Source organism: Rufibacter soli (assembly GCF_054781795.1).
Genome location: NZ_BAAGTS010000001.1, coordinates 101944 through 126821 on the forward strand (window position 1 = coordinate 101944; position 24878 = coordinate 126821).

The window sequence follows — 24878 nt, forward strand, 5'->3', positions numbered from 1 at the left end:
AAACTTAGTAAACGATATAACCGTCTTCTTTTGCTTTCTTCAAAACAGCAGAGATGCCGTTTTTGGTGATGTTACGAAGGGCAGAAGTAGAAACTTTAAGGGTTACCCAAGCATCTTCTTCTGGGATGTAAAAGCGTTTCTTCTGCAAGTTAGGGAAGAACTTACGCTTCGTCTTATTGTTGGCGTGCGAAACGCGGTTACCCACCTGCACTCTTTTACCGGTTAAATCACAAACTCGTGCCATTGTATCGTTAGTATCGTTTATTACAAAAGGGATGCAAATATCCGCAAAAAGATGTGGAATGTCAACCCCGCTCCGCAACTTTTTTCTTTAAGGTGTTCTTAAAAAGCGATTTACCCGTTCTCAGCCCCCTTTTTGCTTTCATCTGGGTGGCCAGAGGGGGCTGATTTCTTACTACCGAAGGGACAATGCTTGCAGCCGCTCTGGCAGCAGAAGCCCCTTCTCAGGTGGTACTGCGCCGTGAACACCATCAACTCCTGCTCATTGAAATAGAAGTCTCCGGGCTCCAGGGGCTGCGGTTTCGCTTTCATCCCGCAAAGGTAAGGGGGAAAGGCATAGCAGGAAAGGTTTGTTTTGATTGCTTTCTTTTTAGAAGTGTTTTGAGGTCTTTGTTGGTACTCCTTGGGGCCAACGACAAAAGCTGCTTTACAAGTTGCTTGTGTTCGTCAATCCGCCTATTGCTGGCGTGGCGAGCGCAATGCCTTAGTCCTTATGCTTGGTTGTTTCATGGTTTCTCTCCGAGCGCTCACGGCCGCGGGGCCCCGTCTTTCCCCCTCGCACTGCCCTTGCGGCCGGGTTGCCTTTTATTCTTAGCAAAGCCCCTGCAGGGCCACAAGCGAGGCGCTCGAAGTAAAGACTGGAATCGGGGGAATGCGTAGTGGGGATTGGATAAAGGTGGGTAGCGTTCTAGGCACGTTTTCCGGAAAACAGGACCAAAACGCTATAGCCGCCTATTCACCGCAGACTCCCCCCTTGAGGGGGCGAAGGGGGGGTGTTTACACAAGCAGGCCTTTCTCGCTTTACCTAGCAGGGATTTGCGGCCCAATCCATACGTAGGGGCGTATCGCCCTACGCATTGCCCTCTTCCTAGGCCCACATATATCACCTCTATCTACTTCTGCACCCAGGCCAAACCGCCGGCAACTTTTCCCTCAAAGAATTTCCTTACTTTTATCTCCACCAATGGTTCCTGCGTATTAATTCAAATCTGGAAAGAGAGAATTGGTCGCGCTTTCCCTAACCTTAACCCTATTTCCTATGGAAACTTCCACCATCACTTCCAGCCAGGAGGCTATCGCTTTAGAAGACAAGTACGGCGCCCATAACTACCACCCGCTGCCTGTAGTCCTGACCCGTGGCGAAGGCGTGTTCCTGTGGGATGTGGAAGGAAAGCAGTACTTTGACTTCCTGAGCGCGTACAGCGCCGTGAACCAGGGGCATTGCCACCCCCATATCATTAATGCCCTCACCGAGCAGGCCCAGCAGCTCACCCTCACCTCCCGCGCCTTTTACAATGACAAACTCGGCCCCGCCGAAAAATACCTCTGTGAGTTGTTTGGCTATGATAAGGCCCTGCTCATGAACTCAGGTGCCGAGGCTGTGGAGACTGCTATCAAGTTGGCCCGTAAGTGGGGCTATAAAGAGAAACTGATTCCGCCGCACTTAGCTGAGATTGTGGTGGTAGAGCATAACTTCCATGGCCGCACCACTGGCATTATCTCCTTTAGCACAGACCCCAGCAGCACTACCGGCTTCGGGCCGTACATGCCGGGCTACAAAGTCATTCCTTATGACAACATTGAGGCGCTGGAGCAGACCCTACAGGAAAACCTGCACATCTGCGCGTTTTTAGTAGAACCTATTCAGGGTGAGGCCGGCGTAATGGTGCCCTCAGAAGGTTATCTGGCCAAAGCCAAAGCGCTGTGTACCAAATACAATGTGCTTTTAATTGTAGATGAGATCCAGACGGGTATTGGCCGCACCGGCAAGATGCTGGCCTCTGACTATGACGGCATCAAACCAGACATTCTCATTCTGGGCAAGGCCCTTTCCGGCGGGGTGCTACCCGTGTCGGCGGCGCTCGCCGATGACCACATCATGCTCACCATCCAACCCGGTGAGCACGGCTCCACCTTCGGCGGAAACCCTTTGGCCTGTGCCGTGGCCGTAGCTGCCCTGGAGGTGATCCAGAAAGAGAACCTAACCGAGAATGCCATGCGCCTGGGCGAAATCTTCAGAAGCCGCATGAACCAACTCAAAGACCGACACCCTGAGCTGGTGAGCCTGGTACGGGGCAGAGGTCTTTTGAATGCCGTCGTTATTCAGCCTACTCCAGACGGGCGCACCGCTTGGGACGTTTGCGTGAAATTGATGGAGAACGGCCTACTGGCCAAACCTACCCACGGCGATATCATCCGGTTCGCCCCGCCGCTGGTGATCACAGAGGACCAGCTGAACGAGTGCTGTGACATTATTGAAAAGACGCTGGAGGAGTTTTAATGGTTGGCATTATCTTTAGAAACAGAAAGAGCTGCTCTTCCTTTTGGGTGGGGCAGCTCTTTCTGTTTCAGGCCTGCTTTCGCAAAAACGTGCTTAAAACAGACTACCTCCCTGGCGGTCATAAAAAGATAGCGGGAATAAACCTATTGCCGTACCTTTGCGCCTGAACCTGGAAGGACACGGATTTTCCCTTTACCGCACACTTTTCCAGGCTCGTTTTTGTTATACCAGCGGCAGGCGGCCCAACAAACCGTTTGCTCCTCTAACCAAGCTGCTATGAACCATTTAACCCGTCGGCCACGCCGCAACCGTAAGTCAGAAGTGATCAGAAACCTGGTGCAGGAAAACCACCTGGGCCTTAATGACCTGATCTACCCTATATTTGTTACCGAAGGCCAGAATGTTTCCCAATCCATTGCCTCTATGCCCGGCATCTCGCGCTTCAGCCTTGACCGGCTGGTAGATGAGGTAGGCCAGTGCGTGGATTTGGGCCTCAAGGCATTTGCGCCGTTCCCCAATATTGCCGAGGAGAAAAAAGACCGCTTCGCGCAGGAAAGCAAGAACCCCGAAGGCCTGTACCTGAAAACCATCTCTGAGCTGAAACGCCAGTTCCCGGACATCATGCTGGCCACTGACGTGGCCATGGACCCGTACAGCAGTGACGGCCATGACGGCATTGTAGACAACGGCGAAATCATCAATGATGCCTCTTTAGAGGTACTGGGCCAGATGGCCTTGGCGCAGGCCCAGGCCGGTGCCGACATAGTGGCGCCCTCAGACATGATGGACGGTCGGGTGGCGCACATCCGCCAGCTGCTGGACAAGCACGCTTTTGGGCACGTGGCCATCATGAGCTACACCGCCAAGTACGCCAGCGCCTTCTACGGCCCCTTTAGAGATGCCCTGGAGTCTGCCCCCAAGCACGGCGACAAGAAAACCTACCAGATGAACCCGGCCAACAGCCGCGAGGCCCTAATTGAGGCCGAACTGGACACCCTGGAAGGAGCGGACTATCTGATGGTGAAACCTGCCCTCTCTTACCTGGACGTGATTAAGCTGCTGCGTGACCACTCCAGCCTGCCCATTGCCGCCTATAACGTGAGCGGAGAGTACGCCATGGTGAAGGCCGCCTCCCAGAACGGCTGGCTGGACGGCGAGAAAGTGATGCTGGAAACACTGCTGAGCATGAAGCGCGCCGGCGCCGATATTATCCTTACCTATTTCGCCAAGGAGTTTGCCCAATACGTAAAGCGGTAAGGATTGCGTTTTAAGCCTCTTTTTCAGAAAACGGGCCCAAAACAGGAATTACCATACTTAGTCACGTTGGCAATTACCCGCAAAAGAAAGGGGCTGAAGAAATTTCTTCAGCCCCTTTCTTTTGAACAGCGTGACAGATTACCTGACGAAAGCCATCCGTTTGGTATAGCGCTTGCCGTCTAGGGTCAATTGGTAGAGGTAGGTACCCGAAGGCAAAATCTGCCCGTTGGCCCCTACTCCTGACCAGACAACCTGGTGCTGCCCGGCCGGTTTCTTACCGTTTACCAGGGTGGTGACTACTCTTCCATTCAGGTCATAGATCACCAATTTCACATCGGTGGCTTTGTCTAAGGCAAACGGAATAGTGGTAGTACCGCCCTGCCGGAACGGGTTAGGGTAATTTTGCTGCAGGCCCAGTTGTGTTACTTTCTCTATTTCGTCTTTAGTGGCCAAGGGCCCAGAATAACGGCGGCTGAATACCCCGTTCCCGTGAGTCCCTACCAACACCATGTTATCGGTGGTACGGCTGATGACCATATCAATAGGCACCTGGCCTATGGTGCTGCCGCCCTCCTGAATCCAGGTGGTGGAAGAACCGTCTAAAGTAGCGGTGGAGTAAAGACCTGTGCTGGTGCCTACCAAAAACTTGGTGCCGGTTCCCTGGTCTGGCAAGATGGTTACCCATCGGGTAGACGGCCCGTTGCCAACCGTGGGTAATTTACCGGATTCCTCCAGGTTACCCGATACCGCGGTCCAGGAGGCGCCGCCGTTGGTGGTGTAGAAAAGGCTTTCCACGCGGTAGTTGGTAAAGGCCACCACGGCCTTGTTGGCATCACGGGGGTCTACGGCAATGCAGCCCACGTTGGCGTTAACCGGGAAATCAAAACCAGACACATCTACATACCCCGGGGCCGCATCCTGTAGTTTGTAGACTTTGCCCTTGTTGGTGCCAAAGTACACTACGTTTGCCGGCACCTTGCTCACAGCCACTGCCGTAATCGTTTCGCCGTCATTGATATCGGCTACTACTTCCCAGCCCAGGGCAGATTGGGTACCCCCCGTAGGGAGCTGCGCCACGTTGCGGTTGCGCCACAAAGAGTCACCGGCCGGAATGTACAGATTGTACTCGTTGTTAGGGTCAACGGAATAGGGGTTAATGAAAAGGTACCCTTTAGCGGCTGGCGGGTCTATGCGGGAATAGCCTTTATAGTTGCCGGCGTCATCAAAGATGTAGCGGTATACGGTGCCGTTCTGCACAGACACGAAGAGCGAGTGCGTGGTGACCGCCGTATAAGAGCCGTCGCCGCCTAATTCCTCTTCCCACACGGTGGTGGCGTCTATGTTACTCACAGACCAGGTTCCGTTGTCTTGCATACCGCCTACCACAAAATCATCCTGGGTGTTCAGATCCATGGCTACGGTATAGAACTGGGTGGTCTGGTAACCCCGGTTCAGTGACTCCCAGGCCACCGAAGACGCCAGCACATCACTGGTTCTGCTTATGCCCCCGTCATGGCTGGAAAGGGCCTTTGCTGGGTTTGACGGATAAAAGATAAACTCGTGCTGATCTGGATGGTGGTTGGTATAAAGCGAATAATTAGCGTTGGTTGGGTTATAGCCCCCTATTTTACGGGTGGTAGCGGTAGAGGCAAACCCATCAGTAGAGACATACAGGTTGGTACCGCCCAACACCACCACCTCCGGGTTGTCTGGCTTTACCTTCACCACCATGTTGTACCCGCCCTGCAGATCCAGGTTACCCGATGAACCGCCCAACATAGGCAGGTTGGCAGAAAGGTCGGTCCACTCGCCACCGGCCCCGCTACCGTCGCCAGACAGGTACTGATACCGCCATAGGTTGGCTTTGGCCGCAGCGTTGTTATCTGTGTAAAGGAAAAAGAATACGATGTTCTCGTTAGACTTAGACACATCCATAACAATGCGCCGGTAGGTGGCGGGCCAGGTACTGGGGGTAATATTGGTCCAGTTCACGCCATCCAATGACCGGAAGGCGCCCCTAACTGGGGCCGTACCTCCAGTGGAGGTGCCGTTGGAGGTAAACTGGCTCATGCCCGCATACTTTACCCCGGCAGGGCTAACGGTAACGTCTGTATAATAGGAGCTGGTAGAAAACCCGACGGCTCCGCCCCCTAATACAATTCCCCAGGTAGCACCTCCATCTACAGACCTATGGATGGCTGCGGGCGTAGCGGCATACACCTCATCCTGGGTAGTGCTGGTCCCAGTGGCCACGCGGTACATGTACTGGAAAACGTTGTTGAAGGTAGTAGTGTTAGTGGTTTGCGTAGCAGGCAGCGGGTTCCAGGTAACACCGTTGTCAATGGATTTAAAGACGCCATTGCCCAGGTACGTGGCGCCGGTTTTACCCGCCGAGTTACCCAGAATTTCGCCGGTGCCATAATACCAGATATTGCGTTTGCCCGGCCGCTTATCCTGGGCAATAGTAGTCACGCTCTGCAACTGGTTGGGGTCTGTCACTTTAGACCAAGAACTGCCGCCATTGGTGCTGCGCCACATGCCGCCAGAGACGCCTCCGGCCAGAATGTGGCTTTCATTGGCTACGTCCAGGGCCATGGCGCGGGTACGGCCGCCCACGTTGTAGGGACCGCGGCTGTTCCAGGCAGTGCTGGCAAACAACCCGTAGGGGTTCTTCATGCGCTCCACTTGCTCCATGGTGGGAATAGTGGCAGCGTAAGCCAGTTCCAGTTCCCGTATGCCTTTAGGAATCACGCCAGTGGCGGGATCTTTCAGACGCTCCAATTCATAATCGGCGCGGGCTTCTGGCTTTTCCTTGGTGCCAATGGCGCCTTTCTTATGCAGCCGCTCTGCCCGGGACAGTTTTCCCGCAGCAGACAAACCCTCTAATGAAAAATGGGAATTCTGTTGTTTTACCGCCGGCACCAACGCCGCGAAGTACAATATGGCCCCAAAAACCAGGAGCAAGAGGCCAGAAAGAATAAATTGGCGCTGCGGAGCAGTACGGTTCATGCACTAAATAGTAAAAGTGTATATTATCTATAGGTACTAAAATTGGAATTTGAGCTTTGCTTTTGCCCTGAGAGCAGGTACTACTTTACTTTACTGAAGGAATTTACGGTGAACCAACCGCTGGCAGGCGTGGGGGCCATCAGGTTCACCTCCAGGCGGTCCTGGACTTCTATCTTTCCTCCCTCCTCTGCCAACTTCATGCCCACAGGGAAAAACAGCTTAATCACTTGTCCTTCGCCAAAGGCCTCCTGGAAGGCAGCGCCGTAACCAATTACCGCTTCTACCTTAGCCTCTGCCCGGCAGTTGCCCTGGGCACAAGGCGCGCCATTGGGGTCTGACACGGCAAAAATCTCAGAAATTATAATGGTTACCTGAGCGGTGCCAGGGGCAATGGGTGCCGGCACCGCAAGGGCCGGTCTGGTCCTGCCAGCCTTTCCTATAGATACCGTATTTCCCAGCGTATCTGGTGATGCTTTTCCTGACCCCGAATCTGCCATTTGTTTACATGCCGTATTGCTTAGTACAGACAAGAGAACAACTAAAATAGTGCGAAACAGGGCGGTCATTCTTTCACATAAAAACAAATATATCTATATCCCTCAAAGGTTTAGGCCTTAAAAGCGCTTTTATTTTACATTTCTCAGTTACAAAAGGATCTTTAGGGGCCTATAAGAGCTTAGGGGACACAACTCTTCTGGCAAGAATAGGTATAGGAGAGTATTTACTCCTTTTCCTATTCCAGATGAATGCTCCTATGCTTCGCCGGTTTACCAGGCAAGTAGCCCTATCTTTTCTATTTCTTTCCCTTTCCGGCTGCGACGCGTTCCAGAACCATCCCTATGAGGGCAAACTGGAATACAAGAACCTTACCGCCCAGAACGTGGAGTGGATCAAAGCCCTGGAGGGGCAGTACAACCCCCAGACGCCTTTGCGCTTCGCCTTTACGGCAGACACCCAGGGGTTCTTTGCCGAAACCGAAGACATGGTGAAAGACATGAACAACCGTGACATTGCCTTTGTGCTGCACGGCGGAGACCTGACCAATTACGCCTTTACAGATGAGTTTGAGCGCATGCACCGCGTCTTGGCCAAGCTTAAGGTACCCTACGTGACCGTGATCGGTAACCATGACTGCCTGGGTGACGGTGACAAGGTCTACAAGGAAATGTACGGCCCCCTGAACCACTCTTTCACCTTCGGCCCCAACAAATTCATCTTTCTGAACACCAACTTCCTGGAGTTTGATGAGAGCGTGCCAGACCTGGGCTGGCTGGAAAAAGAACTGCAGACCCCGGCCACCATCACCAATAAGTTTGTGATCTCACACATCATCCCTAATAACGGCGAGGCCAACAAAGCCAAAGAGCAGGCTTATGCCAGCCTCATGCGCAAGTACGGTGTGCGCCTTTCTTTGCACGGCCATACGCACAACTACATAGCCAAGCAGCTTTACAATGACGGCATCCAGTATGTAACCACGGCGGCCTCTCAGAAACGAAGCTATGTGCTGGTGACGGTGCAGGGCACGCAAGCCACCTTTGAAAAAATTGATTTTTAGGCCGTATGCGTTACCTCACCTCCTTTTGCCTGCTTCTTTGCCTTACGCTCCCCTTGCGCGGGCTGGCACAAACAGATACGCTCCAAGTTGACAAAGTAGACCGCCCCAAGAACAGCCGCTGGGCCCCAGATTATCTGGTAATGCAGCATGCCGGGCTCATTGGCGTTCTCTCGGCGGGTTTTGGCTATGACTTCGGTAAGCATGACCGCACCAACGCCGAGCTCATGTACGGCTTCGCGCCCAACCATGGGTTCAAGAACACCATCCATACGTTTACCACCAGAATCTACTACCAGTCCCATCCCAAACCCCTGTACAAAGGTTTTATGATAAGCTGGATTAAGGCGGGCGCGGGCATTAGCATGACCATTGGCGAGCAGTTTGAGACGTTCTTCCCTAAGAAATACCCCAACGGCTACTACATCTGGCCCACCGCCACCCGTATTCTCCCGTTTGTAGGCTCCTCTTTAGGCAGGAATTTCAAGGGCAGAAACCGACCCCTGTATGGTGAATTTTATGGCGAGATTGGCACCAGCGAGGTGATGATTGTAGACAAGTACCGAAACAAAGGCATTAGCATCCCAGACATTCTTAACCTGGCCGTGGGTCTGCGGTTGAGCCTGTAAACCTGTTTTGGGCCTGTTTTCCAGAAAACAGGCCCAAAACGTAATTTGCCTTTCTGCGCCGCTGCCGTTAGGTTTCTACCGGACAACCCCCCATTTTTGCGGGAGAAAGTCTTGGCTTCTCCCCTGGCCACCACCGCTATGAGCTACGCATATCTGAAAGCACTGCACATCATCTTTATAGTGACCTGGTTTGCCGGGCTCTTCTACATTGTGCGCCTGTTTGTGTACTACGCCGAGACCGCCCAAAAGCCCGAACCCGAGAAAAGCATTCTGCAGAAACAGTTTGCCCTCATGCAGCGGCGCCTTTGGTACGGCATTACCTGGCCCTCGGCCATCCTTACCGTGATCATGGGCCTTAGCCTGCTGCAGTTTTACCTGCCTATTCCAGGTTGGCTCTGGATGAAGCTGGGGTTTGTAGCCGCATTGCTGGGGTATCAGTTTTACTGCCACCACATTTTCAAACAGCAGCAGCGCGGCGAGATACGGCAAAGCTCCACGGCCTTACGGATCTGGAACGAGGTAGCCACCCTACTCCTGATCAGCATTGTGTTTCTGGTGGTGCTCAAAAACGGACTCAGCGCCACGTGGGGCGTACTGGGTTTTATAGCGCTCTCCGTGCTGCTCATGGCCGCCATTATGGTGTATAGAAGGCTTAGAAAAGACTAAGTTGCTACCGTTGTTTTTGCTGCGCCCTTCCGGTTTGGGCAAAAAAAAAGTGTCAGATGTTGCACCACCTGACACTGCTGGATGACTAAGACAAAATCCGCGCCTTCCCTCTCACCATTACTAACAAACAAAAAATATCTTTTTCGGCGTAAGCCGATTTCTTCTTCTACTTCTTTTGGTTCAGGCGTGGCCTGATGGTTCTGTTTTAGGCCTGTTTTTCAAAAAACGGGCTCAAAACGTATTCTATTAAACAGCCTTGCTGAACATCGGCTTGGCCGGGCCTTCTGCCGGGGTAGCCTTCAGGTACAGGTCAAAGGCGGCACACACAGAGCGCAGGAAACGGCGGCCGGTGCTGGTAAGCTTCAGTTCATTTTCACCCAATTCAATCAGGCCATCGGCGGACAGGTCTTGCAGGGCGGGTACTACTTTCCCCTGGATAAGGGCCAGGGCTGGGCTGTCTTGCCAGCTGGTTTGTCCGTTACAGGCAATGTCCAGGATATGGCGGCGCATCTGCACGTCCAACTCGGTGAGCAGGAAACCTTTCATGACGGGCCATTCACCCATGGCTAGCAGGGCATAATATTCCTCTACCGTTTTCACGTTCTGCAGGTACCCGCGATACAGGTCACTGATGGCAGACACGCCCAGACCGATCATTAACTGGGTTTGGTTGGTGGTGTAGCCCATGAAATTGCGGTGTAGGCGGCCTTCGCGCTGGGCCACGCACAGTTCCTCCTCCGGGAACGCGAAGTGGTCCATGCCTACGTCTTCATAGCCGGCTTCCAGCAACATTTTCTGCCCTAGGGTGTACAACGCCAGTTTCTCGTCTTCCGCCGGAAGGTCTTCTTCTGAGTACGCCCGCTGCGATTTCTCTTTCCAGGGCACGTGGGCGTAGCTGTAGTAGGCAATGCGGTCTGGTTTTAAGGCAATGACCTGCCGGAAGGTCTCCGCTATGCTTTCTGCCGTCTGGAACGGAAGCCCATAGATCAAATCATAGTTCACCGAGGTGTAGCCAATCTCGCGGGCCTGTTCAGTGGCCCGAACGAGGTTCTCAAGGGGTTGAATACGGTTAATGGCTTTCTGCACTTTCTCTGAGAGGTCCTGCACGCCATAGCTTACTCTTCTGAAACCTAGGTCATAGAGGGCCTGCAAGTGCTCTGCCGTAGTGTTGTTGGGGTGGCCTTCAAAACTGAACTCATGCTGCGGGTGTACTTCGGCGTTGGCCAGCAGTTTGGTTAACAAATGGGTCAGGTTCTCAGGGCTGAAGAAGGTGGGGGTTCCGCCGCCCAGGTGAATTTCCCGGATGACCGGTTTCTCTGGGAACAGCGCCAAATATTTGTCCCATTCCTGAAGGATGGCTTTCAGGTAAATAGGCTCCACGCCGTGGTTTTTGGTAATGCGTTTGTTGCAACCGCAGTAGGTACACAGGCTCTCGCAGAAAGGCAGGTGCAGGTACAGGCTAATGCCCTCTTCTTTGTTAGTGGCTTTAAACGTAGAAAGTAGCGTTTCTTGCCAGGCTTGGGTGTCTGGTAAGCTATTGCCCCAGAAAGGCACAGTTGGGTAACTGGTGTACCGGGGCACCGGCACATTATATTTCTTAACTAAGTCTGAAGACGAAACTGAGGGAGTAAGTTGCAAATCCATGTTACAAAGGTAGGCACCCGCCTCCCCTGCTGCACTGGAGCCCCGTCACCGGAAAGGGTGATCTTCATCAGTTTACTACCTCCTGCTGGGTGACATTATGGACGTTATTCTCCAGGAATGCCGTTTTGAGCCTGTTTTGGCCAAAATGGGCTCAAAACAGGAAAGCTCGTCTCTCCCGCAAGTTTAGCGACAGCGTAACTTGTGGGTAACAAATCCGGAAGTTTATAAACTTCCTTATCAGCTGATTAAAACCACCGGCACCAACCCTTTCTGACCGGCATAGTCACGGGCACTGCTGTAGAGGTAATGCTCCGGCTCGTCTACCCAACCCGCCACCGCTGGGTTCTGGTGCAGGTATTTCAGGCGTTGCTCCAGCAGTAGATTGGTGCTTAATTCAATGGGGTGGTTGTGCTGCTGCCAGAATTGATGCTTCGTGTTGTTTGGGTTTTGGCTGCCGGCCCGCTCAAACATCCAGAGCATCCAGGCCCGCCGGCTTTCCTGATTATTCCCTTCAATGGCCTTGGTCAGTTCTTTGGAAGTATGCCGCTTCAGGTCCCGTAAGATATGTTCCAGCTTTTCGCCGGTTGACCCGATAATGAGGTGCGCGTGGTTGGACATGAGGCACCAAGCATACACCTCCAGGCCCTTGTTCTTGATACAGTATTTCAGGCTTTCCACGAAGATGTCTTTGTACTCCCTTCGGGTAAACACGTCTATCCAATTAACGGTGGCGAAAGAGACAAAGTACAGGTAGTGCTGGTTTCTTACTTTGTAGCTGCGGCTCATAGGGGAATAAGTAAGTTTATAAACTTACTTCACTAAGTCCCCACAAGTTACGCTATCGCTAAACTTGCGGGAGAATGTGTTACCTATCGCAAGTTTAGCGATAGCGTAACTTGTGATGAATATGCCGGAAGTTTATAAACTTCCTTTAAAGAAGCAGAAGCCTCTCTGGAAGGAGAGGCTGCTGCTTTAAAAGCTGTTTTAAGCCTGTTTTCCCAAAAACGGGCTTAAAACGCTAATCCATCATATCGGCGGGCCGGGGCGCGGCCGGAGCTATGTCTGGGTTCCAGCTCATGGGGTAGTTCTGATCAAGCAATTCCAGGGCATCCACTGTTAGATACAACGGCTTAAATGTGTCAATCATCACGGCTAGTTCATGGGTTTCTTTCTTGCCAATGCTGGCTTCTACGGTTCCGGGGTGCGGGCCATGCGGAAGGCCGCTGGGATGAATGGTGAATGAGGCGATGTCAATGCCTTTTCTGCTCATGAAGTTACCGGCCACATAGTACAGGATCTCGTCTGAGTCTACGTTGGAGTGGTTGTATGGCGCCGGAATGGCCTCTGGATGATAGTCAAAGAGGCGCGGTACGAACGAGCAAACCACAAAGCCTTGCGTCTCAAAAGTCTGGTGTACGGGCGGTGGTTGGTGAATGCGGCCGGTAATGGGCTCAAAGTCATGGATGGAGAAGGCGTAAGGATAGAAATAGCCGTCCCAGCCTACCACATCCAGCGGCGAGAAGTCATAGTGATACTGGTGCAGGAAGCCTTCTTTCTTGATTTGGACCAGGTAATCGCCGGGGGCATCATCTACCAGCAATTCATGGGGCGGACGGATGTCGCGCTCACAGTAGGGCGAGTGCTCCAGCAACTGCCCGAAGTGGTTGCGGTAACGCCGTACGGTCTCCACGGGGCTGAAGCTTTCGGTGATAAGCAGGCGTACGGGGCCTTCGTTCCATTTCCATTGGTGAATGATGGTGCGCGGGATAACCACATAGTCGCCAGCCTCTACTTCCAGACGCCCCATTTGGGAGAGCAGTTCGCCGAAGCCCTCATGGATGAACACAATCTCGTCTGCCAGCGCATTCTTATAGAAATAGTTCATCTGGCGCTCCTGCGGCAGGCAGATGGAGATGGTGCAATCATTGTTCATGAGCACCGTCTTGCGGGCACTTAGGTAATCTATACCGGTGCTTTCTCCCTTGAAGGGACGCAGGTGGTAGGGCGCCAGCGGCACGTCTGACTTTACCGGACCGTAGGCTACCGGCTCGCCAATGCGCGTGATGCGGGTGGGCGGGTGATTGTGGTAGAGCAGCGAAGAGACACCCGAGAACCCGAGCGTACCCACCAGTTGCTCATGGTACAGCGTGCCGTCTGGCTTCCGGAACTGCGTGTGCCGTTTGCGCGGAATGTTGCCTAACCTATGATAATATGCCATGTCTGTTCAATGAGGGTTGTTCCAGAAATACGTACGCTCTTGCTGGATTGGGTGAATAAGTTAGGATATGTTCTGCCCACAAACAAAAAAAGCGCCGCCGGAATAATTTCCGGCGGCGCTTTTGGTTACTTCTTGGCGGTGGTCACTTTGCCAAGACTTATCTGTTTGGCCTGTTCAAAAAGCCCAAGGGCCTTCTGGAAATCGGGGTCAATCTCGTTTAGCACCGGGTAGAAACCTTCGGCCTCATAGCGGCTGCGGGCAATGAACGCCTTGAGGTTATTCTGAATGGTTTTCTCAGACCTTTTCAGCTCCGTGTTGTCTATTTTGATATCAGCGCGCTTGGCTTGTTTCAGGAGGGCGGTCATCATGGCGTCTGTCACATGGAATGTCTCCCTGAAATCTGTGAGCGTGGTGGTTTCCAGCTGCTTGCGGTGCTCCCTGAAATAGTTAAGGGCGTATTCGCGCAGCACGTTCTTGCGGTACAGCTCAGTTAACAGCTCTGTATTATCAGTGGTGTCACGGGGGACAAACACGTCAGGCATGATACCGCCGCCGCCATACACTACCCGCCCGCGGCTGGTTTTGTATTTAAGCGAGTCATTGAACTTAATGCTGTCCTGGCTGAAAAACTCACCGTGCTTGTAGCGGTTGGCCATGTCCTGCTCATAATCCTCAGTAGCGTCTGGGTCATAGGGCTTCTGGATAGAGCGCCCGCTTGGCGTGTAATATCTTGAGATAGTAAGCCGAAGCTCAGAACCGTCTGACAACGGAATAGGCACCTGCACCAACCCTTTCCCGAAGGAACGGCGGCCCACGATCAAGGCACGGTCATGGTCCTGCAGGGCACCGGCCAGAATCTCAGACGCCGAGGCACTGCCTTCATTGATGAGCACGATCAGGTCACCGGTCTCAAAATCACCTTTGGTCTTGGCGTAGTAGTCAGCGTCATATTTAGAGCCTTTGCCGTCTGTGTATACCAGTTTTTTGTTGCCGGCAATGAACTCATCGGCCATGCGGGTGGCGTGGTCCAGGTAGCCGCCAGGGTTGTCCCGTAAATCCAGGATCAGGCGCTGCAGGCCTTGTTTTTTCAGGCCGGCCAGTTTGGTTTTGAACTCCTCATAAGTTCCGTTAGAGAAACGGCTCACTTTAATGTAACCGGTCTGCTTGTCAATCATGTAAGAAGCGTCCACAGAAACAGACGGAATCTTACGTCTAACCACCGAGAACTGCACCGGCTTGGTTTCATTGGGGCGCAACACCGAAAGGTTTACTTTGGAACCCCGGGGGCCTCTCAGTTTCTTGAACACCACATCATTAGAGATATTCACCCCGGCAATGTTCTCGCCGTTTACTTTGATAATTCTGTCGCCGGCCTGAATACCCACTTGCTCAGACGGACCACCACTCAAAGGCGCAATCACGTAGAGGGTGTCTCTGAAAATATTGAACTCCACGCCAATACCGTCAAAGTCGCTCTCTAGGTAAGAGCGCGCCATGGTGAGGTCTCGGGTGGGAATGTAGGAAGAGTGCGGGTCTAGTTTTTCCAGCATTTTGTTGATGGCAAACTCAGAGAGGCGCTCTGTGTTCACGGTATCTACGTACTCGCGGTCTATGTAACTCAGGATCTCCCTGAATTTAAGGTAACCCCGGGCCGTGCCCTGCGGATTATTAGAACTGGGCTGAAACAGAGTGGCCCCCAGCAGGATGCCTACTGCCACCGCCAGTCCTAAAAAAAACGGCAAACGCACCTGAAATAAAGAGTTCTTTATTTTCTGGGGTTCATGGTTCTCGTTCATATTATCCATGTGGTCATATTTCAATCTCTGTTACCTTCTTTAAGGAATGCTTTTTCACTGTAGGTTAAAGCAAGCTTGATAAAGAAGTCCTCTAATATAGTACAAATTTTGATTAATAATAGTTGCCTAAGTACTTCAGCCTTTGCCAGATAGGCGTTGGGCCATTTTCTTAAGCTCACGGGCGTAAATCTGCCGGTAACTGCCGTTGCGGGTAGTGGTATCTGCCGCTGACAGAATAGGCCGTGCCTGCACGCGGGTGGCGGTCACACGGGCCACCTCGGCAATCCGGTCATCATCCCAATACCCTTTTAAGGCCCGAAGGCATTTGTAGATCAGCTCAGAATCTTCAGACTTTGCTTCTGCCAATTGCTCAGCGTAGTACCCAATCTTATCCAGCACCGAGGTGTTGTTCATGTCCTGGTAATAATGCGGGAAAAGCTCATGCCGCAGCATCTCATTGGCCGCCTGCTGCTGTAACACAAACAGGTAGTCTTTGCGCGCACTCTGCAAAAGCAGCCCTTTGATGTCGGCGTGCTTATCGGCCCAGTTGCTGCTTTCTGCGTGCGCAGCCGATATACGGGCTATCTCTTCAAACGGATTGGGGGTGGCCCCGGCAGGGGGTGTCAGGTCCTGGTACTTTGACCCTTTGGGATACGTTATCTCATATTCGGGCTCTTTGGGCCGGGCCGCCACCTGCGCTGAGTCTGCCTGCTGCGGCACAGCCACGGCAGTGGAATCTGAATTGGCTTTCTCTTTTGTGGCCCTGTCTCTAAGCATCTTCTCACAGGAAGACAAGCTGGTCACCAACAAAAAAGCCCCTAAAAAAGCAGCCCCTCGGGGAAATGAAATCACCATTTAAAGATTGTAATACGCTTGCTTAAGCAACGCGGGAGGAACAAAAAATTATATCCGTTGCGCCTAAAGTAATACTTTAACTCAGTTAGTGGAAGAAAGTAGGTTAGAATCTTTATCCACGGGTTTATACACCCGCTTATCCACCATGTTATCCACGTTTTGGTTTTCTTGCAGTCTGTTACTCAGTTTGGTAAGTTCACGGGCATAGACCTGCCGGTAATAGCCGGCTAAGGTGGTGGTATCATGGGAGACCGATGCGGTCACGGCCTTCACCTGCCGGGCCGTGGCCTGCGCCAGAAGGGCAATCTGTTTCTCAGTCCAATGCCCTTTCAAGGCCTGTAGGCCCATATACACCAGCTTGGCATCGGCGGAGCCGGCCTCTACCAGTTGCTGCGTGTAAAAGCCAATGGCCTCCAGCATGTTGGGCTGCGTGGGGTCCTGGTAATAGTGCGGGAACAGTTCCCGGCGCAGCATCTCATTAGCCACCTGTTGCTGAATCACGAAGTAATAGTCTTCTTTTTCATACTTGGCCAGGAGCAGTCGCATGTCGGTGTCTTTGCCCGAGTAATCATGCACGGGACCGGTCTCGCGCACCAGGCGGTAAACTTCCTGGAAAGGGTTAGGCGTGATGCCTGGCGGCGGGGTAAGATTACAGTAGGGGGAGTTCTCTGGATACGTGATTTCCCACTGCGGTGCGGAAGGCGACAACCCAGACTTTGAGGTGCTGGCCGCAAGAATATAGTGGGCCTTAGCGGCTGCTTTGTCCTTAGCCGGTTCCCACCAGAACCGCTGCCAGGTCAGCAAGGCTATGCCAAACCCAATCATGCCAATATCAAACCTCAGGTTACTTCTCATGCTAAGACCCTTCCAAGTTTACATCCCCTCTCCCTGCGTGGCTTCCTTACTTGTAAGATACGTTTTTTACCTGATTTCCATAAAACGGCTTAGAAATGTCCTTTAGTGTTCCCGCTCGTCGTGTTCGCCGGTTTGGTATCGGGTCTTTTCCAGCTCCAACTCCTCCCTTTGCCCGGCGGTAAGCGGGGCCAGATTCTTAAGATCGGGCTGACCAGCGTTCACCCAGGCGGTATACCAGTAACTGGCCACCAGGTGCACCGCCAACCGCATCTGGCGCTCCACCTGTCCGTGCAGCCCCTGGTGATAACCCCGGCTGAAGTCCCTTGAATAGACTTTTACTGTGGCCGCGCCTCGTTCCTCCAGGCTGTATTTCTTATCCTCTGGTAGGGTGTTGGTGAGTTGGCGCTCAACAGAGAAGACGCTGTCCAGAGCCGCATGCGACCGGGCCACAATCTCCCAGGCTTTGATTCCCGGGTTCTTCAGGTACTCAGCCTGCCCCAGAAAGAAATCATACTCCTGGCTCCAGAGTTCCGGCAACCGACTTTCCCATAGGCCATGGATACCACGCTGGTTTGTAAACTGGCCATTATAGTTGCGGGTGGTATGCAAGGGCACGCAGGCATCTGCCACGTAATGTCCCAGCTCCGCGGAAACCCTTAAAATGCGTTGCAGGTCATGTTGCTTGAAGGCCTCCGTGAGTTGGTACTGCATAAAGTTGATGTGCCATGGCACGATGCCATGTCGCTGCAGGGTATCCGGGTGGATTTGCTTGATGGCCTCTTCCCAGCGCCGAGGAAGTTTCTGCAGGGCACTGTCGCCGTACACATCCAGGTCAATAAAGTGCCTCGCCCCTTCCTCGGGTACCGCGTAACGCCGCTTATCCGGAGCCACGGCTTGTTCTGTGATGTAAGGCAGGTGTTGTTTGTAAAAGCCCACCATCTCTGGGGGTAGCGTGAACACCGCCTGCCGGTTGATGCGCTGGTGCGCGTAGAAGCCCCAGGGGAAGACGGGGCTTATGGGCTGTAGCAGAAAAAGCAGGAGGAGGATTTTTCGCATGGAGGGGTATACGAAAAGTAACGGGGCTTTGATAAACTGGTTTCTAAGACTTTAAGTTTGATTTGGCTTTTTTGGCAATTCTGATTCCCGCTGGCGTGGTGTCTACCTAAGCCTTGGTACTTGCTTGCTGGAGTTGGTGTTTATAGGGGATAAAGACTGAGACTGCGTTTCTATTATATCCTGTGCACGCATTCCCGCCTGTGGCTGGCGTAGTTTCGGCTGTCGCCTTAAGCCCTTATGCCTTTTTTATTGCATTGTTTCCCTCCGAGCGCTCACGGCCGCGGGGCCCCGTCTTTCCCCCTCGCACTGCCCTTGCGGCCGAGTTGCAGTTCTCTCTTAGTAAAGTCCCTGCAGGGCCACAAGCGAGGCGCTCGAAGTAAAGACTGGAACTGGGAAAACGATTGGGTATGAGGTTCTTCAATAACGCTTTAGGGTAAATGGCGTTTTGGGCACATTTTTGGGAAAACAGGCTTAAAACCCAATACTGCTTAAAGATGACTAAACCGCTTATTAAACGCAGACTCTCCCCTTGAGGATTGCCCGAACGAGAGTTCGAGGCAGCGAGCAAAGCTCTGGAGAGGGGTGTTTACACAGGAGAGCACGCATTCCCAACTCAGGACTCAACGCACCCGTTTCCCGCCCGTTTTCCCAAAAACAGCCCCAAAGGAAAGAGCCCTTCCGGCGCCAATGGCGCCGGAAGGGCTCTTTTATATTATATAACAGTAGGTACTTTCTCTAACGTATTTGGGAACCTACCGTTTGCCTAATCCCGCGAATTTCATGCGGTAATCAGCGTCCACGTCGCCTTTGGAGATTTTGGTGAGGCGGCCTTTGATGAGACGTTTTTTCAAAGCCGATAAATGGTCTGTGAAGAGGATGCCTTCAATGTGGTCATACTCGTGCTGGATGACGCGGGCGGTCACGTCGTCAAAGTCGTCTTCGCGCAGGGTCCAGGTCTCATCATAGTACCGGATCTTCACGTTCTCCTGGCGCCATACCTCCTCGCGTACGCCGGGTATGCTCAGGCAGCCTTCGTCAAAGCCCCACTCCTCGCCACTCTCTTCTATGATCACGGGATTGATGAACGCCCTTTTTACGCCTTTTTCCTCTTCGCCCTCTTCCATAAACGGCTTGGAGTCAATCACGAACAGCCTGATGCTTTTGCCAATCTGCGGGGCGGCCAGGCCTACGCCGTGCGCATAATACATGGTCTCAAACATATCGGCAATGAGCTTGTCCAGCTCGGGGTAATCTTTAGGTATATCCTGGGCCTTGGTGCGCAGCACCGGATCGCCGTAGGCAACTATAGGGTAGATCATAAGTATTGCTTGCTCTCTAAATAACTCTGTAAAATAATGGTGGCGCTAATTTTGTCCACGGTGGCTTTGTTGGCCCGCGCCTTTTTGCCCAAGCCCACGTCAAGCATGGTCTGGAACGCCATGCGCGACGTAAAGCGCTCGTCATGGGTGGTTACCTTTAAACCCGGAAACAGCTTCTGAAGTTTCCGGACGAAGCCCACCACGTGCTGGGTGTTGTTGGTGTCTGAACTGTCCAGGTGCTTGGGCATGCCTATCACCACCTCGTCTACCTGCTCTTTCTGGAAATACTGGGTCAGGAACGCCAGCACATCCTGGGCGTGCACCGTGTCCAGCGCCGAGGCGATGAGTTGCAGCGGGTCTGTCACTGCCAGCCCTACTCGTTTCACTCCGTAATCTATGGCCAGTATTCGCCCCATGGTTATTCGTTTTGACGCTGTTTTCCAAAAAACACCCTTGAAACAGCGCTGGCTCCTGGGCAGATGAAAGCACCTGCGGGTAATGCCCTGGCAAAGGTAGCTATTATTCTGAATTCATGCCCGCCGCCGCCGTCAACCCCTCTTTTATGCCATCACTCTTTTGCGTACCTTGGTGGGTGAAACGAACCTTTCCAACATGTCCCTGACCTCTTCCGGCCGGTCTCTGCGGCTTTCTTTTCTGGCGCTCTTTCTTTGGAGCCTTTCCCTACCCGTATTTGCCCAAGCCGATCTCCAGAAACTGGACGCCTATTACCAGAAGGCCCTTAAAGACTGGAACGTGCCCGGTATGGCCATTGCCATTGTCAAGAATGACTCCGTGGTGTTTGCCAAAGGCTACGGCGTGCGCGACCAGCAGAAAGGCGGGGCGGTAGATGCCAACACCCTCTTCGGGATTGCCTCCAATTCCAAGGCCTATACTGCCGCGGCGCTGGGCATGCTCGTTGACGAAGGCAAACTGAGCTGGGACGACAAAGTCATTAAATACCTGCCCTACCTGCAACTCTATGACCCCTACGTCACTCAGAACCTGAACATACGTGATCTCTTGAGTCACCGCGTGGGCCTGCAAACCTTCTCCGGAGACCTGCTCTGGTACAACACCACTTATAGCCGCAAAGAGATTCTGCAACGTGCCAAATATCTGCAGCCTTCCTATCCGTTCAGGGGCGGGTATGGCTATTCCAACCTCATGTTCATCGCCGCCGGCGAAGTGCTAGAGGCCGTTTCTGGCAAAACCTGGGAGCAGTTCATTCAGGAACGCTTCTTTAAGCCGCTGGGCATGACCCGGTCTTATATCTCGGTTAACCAACTCAAAGGCGTAGACAACGTAGCCGCGCCGCATGCCAACCCTACCCAGGAAGGCGGCAAACCGGTGCCCACCGTGCTTACCGCTTGGGACAGCTGGAACCCGGCCGCCGGTATCTTCACCAGTGTGACCCAGGATGCCCAGTGGCTGAAACTGCAATTGAACCGGGGTACTTACAAAGGCCAACGCCTGTTCTCTGAGGCCGTGAGCCACACCATGTGGACCATGCACAATCCCACCCCGGTCTCACAGCAGGCCGAAGCCATTAACCCTTCCACCCATTTTAGTGGAGCTGGTCTGGGCTGGATGCTCAATGACTACCAGGGCCGCAAAATAGTGTCGCACAGCGGGGGCCACGAAGGCATGAACAGCCGCACCCTGCTGGTACCCGAAGAAAAGCTAGGGATTGTGATTCTGACCAATAGCATGAGCAGCATCACGGCCCCACTCGCCAATTACACCGTTGACCAGTTCCTGGGTATAACCAATGGCCGTGACTGGAGCCAGTTCAGCCTGGATTTAGCCGCTAAAAATCGCCAAGCTCAGAAAGCCACTGAAGCCAAAAAGCCCAAAGTAAAGCTGCCCAAAGCCAAATTGACGCGTGACTTAGGCGCCTATGCCGGCACCTATGCCAGCCCACTGTACGGCAACGCCACGGTGACCCTGCAGAACGGCAAACTGGTCTTAGCCTTGGCGGCGGCCCCGGCGTTGGGCGGAGAGCTCAGCCTGTGGCAACCAGATATCTTTGACCTTGCCTGGAAAAACAACTTCGCGCTGCTTACCCCCACTAGAGCGCGCTTCTTACCGGGTCCAGACGGCACCATCCAGGAACTACGTCTGGACGCCAACAACCCAGATTTCCATTTCTCAGAACTGGAGTTCACGCGGGTAAAGCCATAGCAGAAGCTTGCGCTGGGCCCACCAGGCATAGAGGACCTTGGTTACTTGGCGGGGTTTCGTTTTAGGCCCGTTTTTAGAAAAACAGATTAAAATCGAGGAGCGGTGTAATTTTTCGCGCCGTGCCACGACTTATGCAGCGCCCCCCTGGCAAACCAGCACCTACTGGCGCTTTCCATTATTTTATTGCCTCAAGGAACCTTTCACAGCCAGGAATTGTGCAAGAGGCTCCTAGGTTAAATCCTTAATTTTCAAGCTGAAACTAACACCAACAACTTTTAAGCATGTCAAAGAAGACTACCCTGGCCATTTTGCTGGCCGCCGCCATGTTGACCCAGGCACAGGCGCAAACCCAGAAAAAGGCGGTTCCGGCCAAAAAGCCCGCTACTGCCGCCACTGCCTCCCAAAAGGGCACCCGTAAACTGGAGACCGTGACCCGCAAGAGCGGCGAACTGCTCATCCCGTATGAGAAATACCAGTTACCCAATGGCTTGACCGTGGTGGTGCACGAGGATCACTCAGACCCTATTGTACACGTAGACGTGACCTACCACGTGGGTTCAGCCCGCGAGGAAGTAGGCAAGTCTGGCTTCGCGCACTTCTTTGAGCACATGATGTTCCAGGGCTCAGACAACGTGGCGGATGAGGAGCACTTCAAGATTGTCTCTGAAGCCGGCGGAACCCTGAACGGATCTACCAACCGTGACCGCACCAACTACTATGAAACCGTTCCCAGCAATCAGTTAGAGACAGCCGTATGGCTGGAGGCTGACCGCATGGGCTTTTTGTTAGACGCCGTTACCCAGAAGAAATTTGAGGTACAGCGCGAGACCGTGAAAAACGAGCGGGGCCAGAACTATGACAACCGTCCATATGGCCTAACCTATGAGAAAACCTCGGCCGCCCTTTACCCTTATGGTCACCCTTACTCCTGGACCACCATTGGGTACATTGAAGACCTGAACCGCGTAGACGTAAACGACCTTAAGAACTTCTTCCTGCGCTGGTACGGTCCTAACAACGCTACTTTGACTGTTGGTGGTGACGTAACCCCAGAGCAAGTAGTGAAGTTGGCGGAGAAATACTTCGGCTCCATTCCGCGTGGCCCAGAGGTGCAGAACATGAAACTGGCGGCCCCGGTATTAACCCAAGACCGTTACATCTCCTATGAGGACAACATCCGCTTCCCTATGGTGCAGATGACCTTACCTACCGTACCGGCTAACCACCCAGATGAACCGGCGTTAGACGTTCTTTCAGAAATTATTGGCGGCGGCAGAACCTCCATCATTTACCAGAACATGGTAAAGACGCAGAAAGCCAACCAGGCCGGTTCTTACCATTCCACTTCTGAGCTGGCCGGTGAATTCACGCTTTCTGCGCGCGTATTACCTAACCAAAGCTTAGCCGATGCCGAGAAACAATTGCGCGATGCCGTTGCTGAGTTTGAGAAAAGAGGCGTGACCGATGAGGACATTGCCCGTTTCAAGGCCTCTTATGAGTCTAGCGTCATCAACAGAATGTCCAGCGTGCAGGGCAAAACCTCTACCCTGGCCGCCAACCAGTTCATGACCGGTAACCCTAACCACCTGGCCAAAGAACTGCAGGCCGTGAAAGCCGTGACCAAAGCAGATGTGCAGCGGGTGTACAACCAGTACCTTAAAGGCAAGAAAGCGGTTATCCTGAGCGTGGTGCCTAAAGGCAAGCCTGAAATGGTGGCCAAAGCCGATAACTTCAAAGTAAACCCGGCCGGCTACAAAGCCCCCGCTGACCAGTACTCTGGCCTGAAATACGCCAAAGCCAAAGATTCTTTTGACCGCAGCAAACGTCCGGGTGCCGGCGCGGTTCCTACCATTGCCGTACCACCGTTCTGGAAAGAAAGCCTGGCCAACGGTATTAAAGTAATTGGTACCAAAAATGACGAGGTGCCTACCGTTACCTTGCTGTTCACCTTACAAGGTGGCCACAAACTGGAGGCCCACGACCCAACCAAAGCAGGTCTGGCTTCTTTGACGGCCTCTATGCTGAATGAGTCTTCGCAGAAATACACCGCTGAGCAGATCAGCACTGAACTGGAGAAACTTGGTTCTTCCATTGGGTTTGGCAGCGGTTCTGAGAGCATGACCATTTCTGTGCAGTCACAAGTGAAAAACCTGGACGCCACCCTGGCCTTGCTGGAAGAGCGTATGCTACGGCCTAAGTTTGACCAGGCTGAGTTTGACCGCCTGAAAAAGCAAAGAATTGAAGCCATCAAGAACCAGAGCACCCAGGCCACTACGGTAGCAGACAACGTGTACAACAAAATGCTGTATGGCGAAGGCAACATCCGGGCCATTCCGGTGGCTGGTACCGTGCAAACCGTGGAAAGCATATCGCTGGATGACGTGAAGAAGTTCTACCAGAACTACTTCTCGCCTAGCGTGGCTAACCTGGTGATTGTGGGAGACGTGGAGCAGAAGCAGATCATGCCTAAATTGGCTTTCCTGAACAAGTGGGCTCCTAAACCGGTGACCATGCCTTCAGACTTCAAAACCGCCGGCATAGACAAGACCAAGATCTTCATTGTAGACAAAGAGAAAGCCGCCCAGTCTGAGATCAGAATAGGGTACATGGCCTTACCGTATGACGCCACCGGCGAGTACTACAAAGCCAGCTTGATGAACTACGTGCTGGGCGGGGCTTTCAACAGCCGCATTAACCTGAACCTGCGCGAAGATAAAGGCTACACCTACGGCGCCCGCTCCGGTTTCTCCGGTACCGAGGAAGCTGGTCCGTTCACGGCTTCTGCCGGGGTTCGTTCCAATGCCTCAGACGCGTCTGTGGTAGAATTCATGAAGGAGATCAAGCGTTTCCGGGATGAAGGAATCACAGATGAGGAACTGGCTTTCATGAAGAACGCCATTGGCCAGTCAGATGCCCGCCGCTATGAGACCTCTTTCCAGAAGGCAGCCTTCCTGAACAACATCTTGCGCTATAACCTCACGCCAGACTACGTGACCAAGCAAAATGAGATCCTGCAGAACATCACCAAAGAGGAGATCAACGCGCTGGCCAAAAAGTACCTGCCGGTAGATAACATGAGCATCATGCTGGTAGGCGACAAAGCCGCTATCAAACCAGGCCTGGAGAAACTTGGCTACGAGGTAGTAGAAATGGACGCAGAAGGTAGTGTGATCATGGCCAAGGCCGATGCTCCCGCAGCAACCCCAGAGGTGAAAAAAGAAGAGCCTAAGAAAGGCCGCAAAGCCAAAGTACAAGGCAAGATCCTTTAGTTTTAATCTAGTCGCCGGCTAACCGCCGGCAAGGAATACGTTTTAAAG

20 protein-coding genes are annotated in these 24878 nt (G+C 53.0%); 7 read left to right on the top strand and 13 right to left on the bottom strand.

Annotated elements, in window-relative coordinates; translation table 11 throughout:
- Nucleotides 1-4: 4 nt before the first annotated feature.
- Nucleotides 5-244, bottom strand: coding sequence for a 50S ribosomal protein L28 (gene rpmB, locus ACYVJQ_RS00420; RefSeq protein ID WP_181305142.1), 240 nt, complete (start codon nt 242-244; stop codon nt 5-7).
- Between the two features lie 110 nt (nt 245-354).
- Entirely contained in the window at nt 355-552 is a 198-nt protein-coding gene (locus ACYVJQ_RS00425) for a DUF5522 domain-containing protein (RefSeq protein WP_460891090.1), read from the bottom strand.
- A gap of 727 nt (nt 553-1279) precedes the next feature.
- Between ACYVJQ_RS00425 and rocD the strand changes: the two genes are divergently transcribed.
- Both rocD and hemB read left to right on the top strand, forming a co-directional pair.
- Nucleotides 1280-2521 carry an ornithine--oxo-acid transaminase gene (gene rocD / locus ACYVJQ_RS00430; RefSeq protein WP_460891091.1) on the top strand — a complete coding sequence of 414 codons (1242 nt, stop codon included), beginning with the start codon at nt 1280-1282 and terminating at the stop codon, nt 2519-2521.
- Between the two features lie 276 nt (nt 2522-2797).
- A complete protein-coding gene (gene hemB / locus ACYVJQ_RS00435; protein ID WP_460891092.1) occupies nt 2798-3778 on the top strand; it encodes a porphobilinogen synthase in 981 nt (326 codons plus the stop codon).
- A 138-nt stretch (nt 3779-3916) separates the two neighbouring features.
- Here the strand turns inward: hemB and ACYVJQ_RS00440 are convergent, their stop codons facing one another.
- Both ACYVJQ_RS00440 and ACYVJQ_RS00445 read right to left on the bottom strand, forming a co-directional pair.
- On the bottom strand, nt 3917-6787 hold the full coding sequence (locus tag ACYVJQ_RS00440) for a FlgD immunoglobulin-like domain containing protein (protein ID WP_460891093.1): 2871 nt from the start codon (nt 6785-6787) through the stop codon (nt 3917-3919).
- A gap of 80 nt (nt 6788-6867) precedes the next feature.
- Nucleotides 6868-7284, bottom strand: coding sequence for a hypothetical protein (locus ACYVJQ_RS00445; protein ID WP_460891094.1), 417 nt, complete (start codon nt 7282-7284; stop codon nt 6868-6870).
- Between the two features lie 245 nt (nt 7285-7529).
- On the opposite strand from ACYVJQ_RS00445, the gene ACYVJQ_RS00450 reads away from it, so the two are divergent.
- The 3 genes from ACYVJQ_RS00450 to ACYVJQ_RS00460 all read left to right on the top strand — a co-directional run bounded on the left by ACYVJQ_RS00450 (nt 7530) and on the right by ACYVJQ_RS00460 (nt 9637).
- On the top strand, nt 7530-8345 hold the full coding sequence (locus ACYVJQ_RS00450) for a metallophosphoesterase family protein (RefSeq protein WP_460891095.1): 816 nt from the start codon (nt 7530-7532) through the stop codon (nt 8343-8345).
- Nucleotides 8346-8350: 5 nt separating this feature from the next.
- A complete protein-coding gene (locus ACYVJQ_RS00455; protein WP_460891096.1) occupies nt 8351-8971 on the top strand; it encodes a hypothetical protein in 621 nt (206 codons plus the stop codon).
- Nucleotides 8972-9109: 138 nt separating this feature from the next.
- On the top strand, nt 9110-9637 hold the full coding sequence (locus ACYVJQ_RS00460) for a CopD family protein (protein WP_460891403.1): 528 nt from the start codon (nt 9110-9112) through the stop codon (nt 9635-9637).
- A gap of 246 nt (nt 9638-9883) precedes the next feature.
- On the opposite strand, the gene hemN is transcribed toward ACYVJQ_RS00460, so the two are convergent.
- The 9 genes from hemN to ruvX form a co-directional block, all read right to left on the bottom strand.
- Nucleotides 9884-11281 (bottom strand): oxygen-independent coproporphyrinogen III oxidase, encoded by a 1398-nt coding sequence (gene hemN / locus ACYVJQ_RS00465; protein WP_460891097.1) that lies wholly within the window; start codon nt 11279-11281, stop codon nt 9884-9886.
- A 237-nt stretch (nt 11282-11518) separates the two neighbouring features.
- Nucleotides 11519-12067: an REP-associated tyrosine transposase gene (locus ACYVJQ_RS00470; RefSeq protein WP_460891098.1), complete on the bottom strand. Its 549-nt coding sequence runs from the start codon at nt 12065-12067 to the stop codon at nt 11519-11521.
- A 232-nt stretch (nt 12068-12299) separates the two neighbouring features.
- Nucleotides 12300-13499, bottom strand: coding sequence for a homogentisate 1,2-dioxygenase (locus ACYVJQ_RS00475; protein WP_460891099.1), 1200 nt, complete (start codon nt 13497-13499; stop codon nt 12300-12302).
- Nucleotides 13500-13624: 125 nt separating this feature from the next.
- Nucleotides 13625-15304, bottom strand: a complete 1680-nt coding sequence (locus ACYVJQ_RS00480) for a S41 family peptidase (RefSeq protein ID WP_460891100.1) — start codon at nt 15302-15304, stop codon at nt 13625-13627.
- A 126-nt stretch (nt 15305-15430) separates the two neighbouring features.
- Nucleotides 15431-16072, bottom strand: a complete 642-nt coding sequence (locus ACYVJQ_RS00485; protein ID WP_460891101.1) for a hypothetical protein — start codon at nt 16070-16072, stop codon at nt 15431-15433.
- A gap of 159 nt (nt 16073-16231) precedes the next feature.
- On the bottom strand, nt 16232-17005 hold the full coding sequence (locus ACYVJQ_RS00490; protein ID WP_460891102.1) for a hypothetical protein: 774 nt from the start codon (nt 17003-17005) through the stop codon (nt 16232-16234).
- A gap of 102 nt (nt 17006-17107) precedes the next feature.
- Nucleotides 17108-18061 (bottom strand): zinc dependent phospholipase C family protein, encoded by a 954-nt coding sequence (locus ACYVJQ_RS00495; protein ID WP_460891103.1) that lies wholly within the window; start codon nt 18059-18061, stop codon nt 17108-17110.
- Nucleotides 18062-18813: 752 nt separating this feature from the next.
- On the bottom strand, nt 18814-19380 hold the full coding sequence (gene def / locus ACYVJQ_RS00500; protein WP_460891104.1) for a peptide deformylase: 567 nt from the start codon (nt 19378-19380) through the stop codon (nt 18814-18816).
- Nucleotides 19377-19796, bottom strand: coding sequence for a Holliday junction resolvase RuvX (gene ruvX, locus ACYVJQ_RS00505; protein WP_460891105.1), 420 nt, complete (start codon nt 19794-19796; stop codon nt 19377-19379). The genes def and ruvX overlap by 4 nt, the downstream gene beginning before the upstream one ends.
- 196 nt (nt 19797-19992) lie before the next feature.
- On the opposite strand from ruvX, the gene ACYVJQ_RS00510 reads away from it, so the two are divergent.
- Both ACYVJQ_RS00510 and ACYVJQ_RS00515 read left to right on the top strand, forming a co-directional pair.
- On the top strand, nt 19993-21561 hold the full coding sequence (locus tag ACYVJQ_RS00510; protein ID WP_460891106.1) for a serine hydrolase: 1569 nt from the start codon (nt 19993-19995) through the stop codon (nt 21559-21561).
- 281 nt (nt 21562-21842) lie between these two features.
- Entirely contained in the window at nt 21843-24830 is a 2988-nt protein-coding gene (locus ACYVJQ_RS00515) for a M16 family metallopeptidase (protein ID WP_460891107.1), read from the top strand.
- The last annotated feature ends 48 nt before the right edge of the window (nt 24831-24878 follow it).

What these genes read in the sequence shown, in the direction of transcription:
- ACYVJQ_RS00485 (WP_460891101.1), bottom strand. Translation starts at nt 16,072, where the DNA reads ATGCTTAGAGACAGGGCCACAAAAGAGAAAGCCAATTCAGATTCCACT.
- ACYVJQ_RS00455 (WP_460891096.1), top strand. Translation starts at nt 8,351, where the DNA reads ATGCGTTACCTCACCTCCTTTTGCCTGCTTCTTTGCCTTACGCTCCCC.
- ACYVJQ_RS00515 (WP_460891107.1), top strand. Translation starts at nt 21,843, where the DNA reads ATGTCAAAGAAGACTACCCTGGCCATTTTGCTGGCCGCCGCCATGTTG.
- ruvX (WP_460891105.1), bottom strand. Translation starts at nt 19,796, where the DNA reads ATGGGGCGAATACTGGCCATAGATTACGGAGTGAAACGAGTAGGGCTG.
- ACYVJQ_RS00450 (WP_460891095.1), top strand. Translation starts at nt 7,530, where the DNA reads ATGAATGCTCCTATGCTTCGCCGGTTTACCAGGCAAGTAGCCCTATCT.
- ACYVJQ_RS00495 (WP_460891103.1), bottom strand. Translation starts at nt 18,061, where the DNA reads ATGCGAAAAATCCTCCTCCTGCTTTTTCTGCTACAGCCCATAAGCCCC.
- ACYVJQ_RS00425 (WP_460891090.1), bottom strand. Translation starts at nt 552, where the DNA reads ATGAAAGCGAAACCGCAGCCCCTGGAGCCCGGAGACTTCTATTTCAAT.
- rpmB (WP_181305142.1), bottom strand. Translation starts at nt 244, where the DNA reads ATGGCACGAGTTTGTGATTTAACCGGTAAAAGAGTGCAGGTGGGTAAC.
- ACYVJQ_RS00475 (WP_460891099.1), bottom strand. Translation starts at nt 13,499, where the DNA reads ATGGCATATTATCATAGGTTAGGCAACATTCCGCGCAAACGGCACACG.
- ACYVJQ_RS00470 (WP_460891098.1), bottom strand. Translation starts at nt 12,067, where the DNA reads ATGAGCCGCAGCTACAAAGTAAGAAACCAGCACTACCTGTACTTTGTC.
- hemN (WP_460891097.1), bottom strand. Translation starts at nt 11,281, where the DNA reads ATGGATTTGCAACTTACTCCCTCAGTTTCGTCTTCAGACTTAGTTAAG.
- ACYVJQ_RS00440 (WP_460891093.1), bottom strand. Translation starts at nt 6,787, where the DNA reads ATGAACCGTACTGCTCCGCAGCGCCAATTTATTCTTTCTGGCCTCTTG.
- ACYVJQ_RS00480 (WP_460891100.1), bottom strand. Translation starts at nt 15,304, where the DNA reads ATGGATAATATGAACGAGAACCATGAACCCCAGAAAATAAAGAACTCT.
- rocD (WP_460891091.1), top strand. Translation starts at nt 1,280, where the DNA reads ATGGAAACTTCCACCATCACTTCCAGCCAGGAGGCTATCGCTTTAGAA.
- ACYVJQ_RS00460 (WP_460891403.1), top strand. Translation starts at nt 9,110, where the DNA reads ATGAGCTACGCATATCTGAAAGCACTGCACATCATCTTTATAGTGACC.
- ACYVJQ_RS00445 (WP_460891094.1), bottom strand. Translation starts at nt 7,284, where the DNA reads ATGGCAGATTCGGGGTCAGGAAAAGCATCACCAGATACGCTGGGAAAT.
- ACYVJQ_RS00510 (WP_460891106.1), top strand. Translation starts at nt 19,993, where the DNA reads ATGTCCCTGACCTCTTCCGGCCGGTCTCTGCGGCTTTCTTTTCTGGCG.
- hemB (WP_460891092.1), top strand. Translation starts at nt 2,798, where the DNA reads ATGAACCATTTAACCCGTCGGCCACGCCGCAACCGTAAGTCAGAAGTG.
- def (WP_460891104.1), bottom strand. Translation starts at nt 19,380, where the DNA reads ATGATCTACCCTATAGTTGCCTACGGCGATCCGGTGCTGCGCACCAAG.
- ACYVJQ_RS00490 (WP_460891102.1), bottom strand. Translation starts at nt 17,005, where the DNA reads ATGAGAAGTAACCTGAGGTTTGATATTGGCATGATTGGGTTTGGCATA.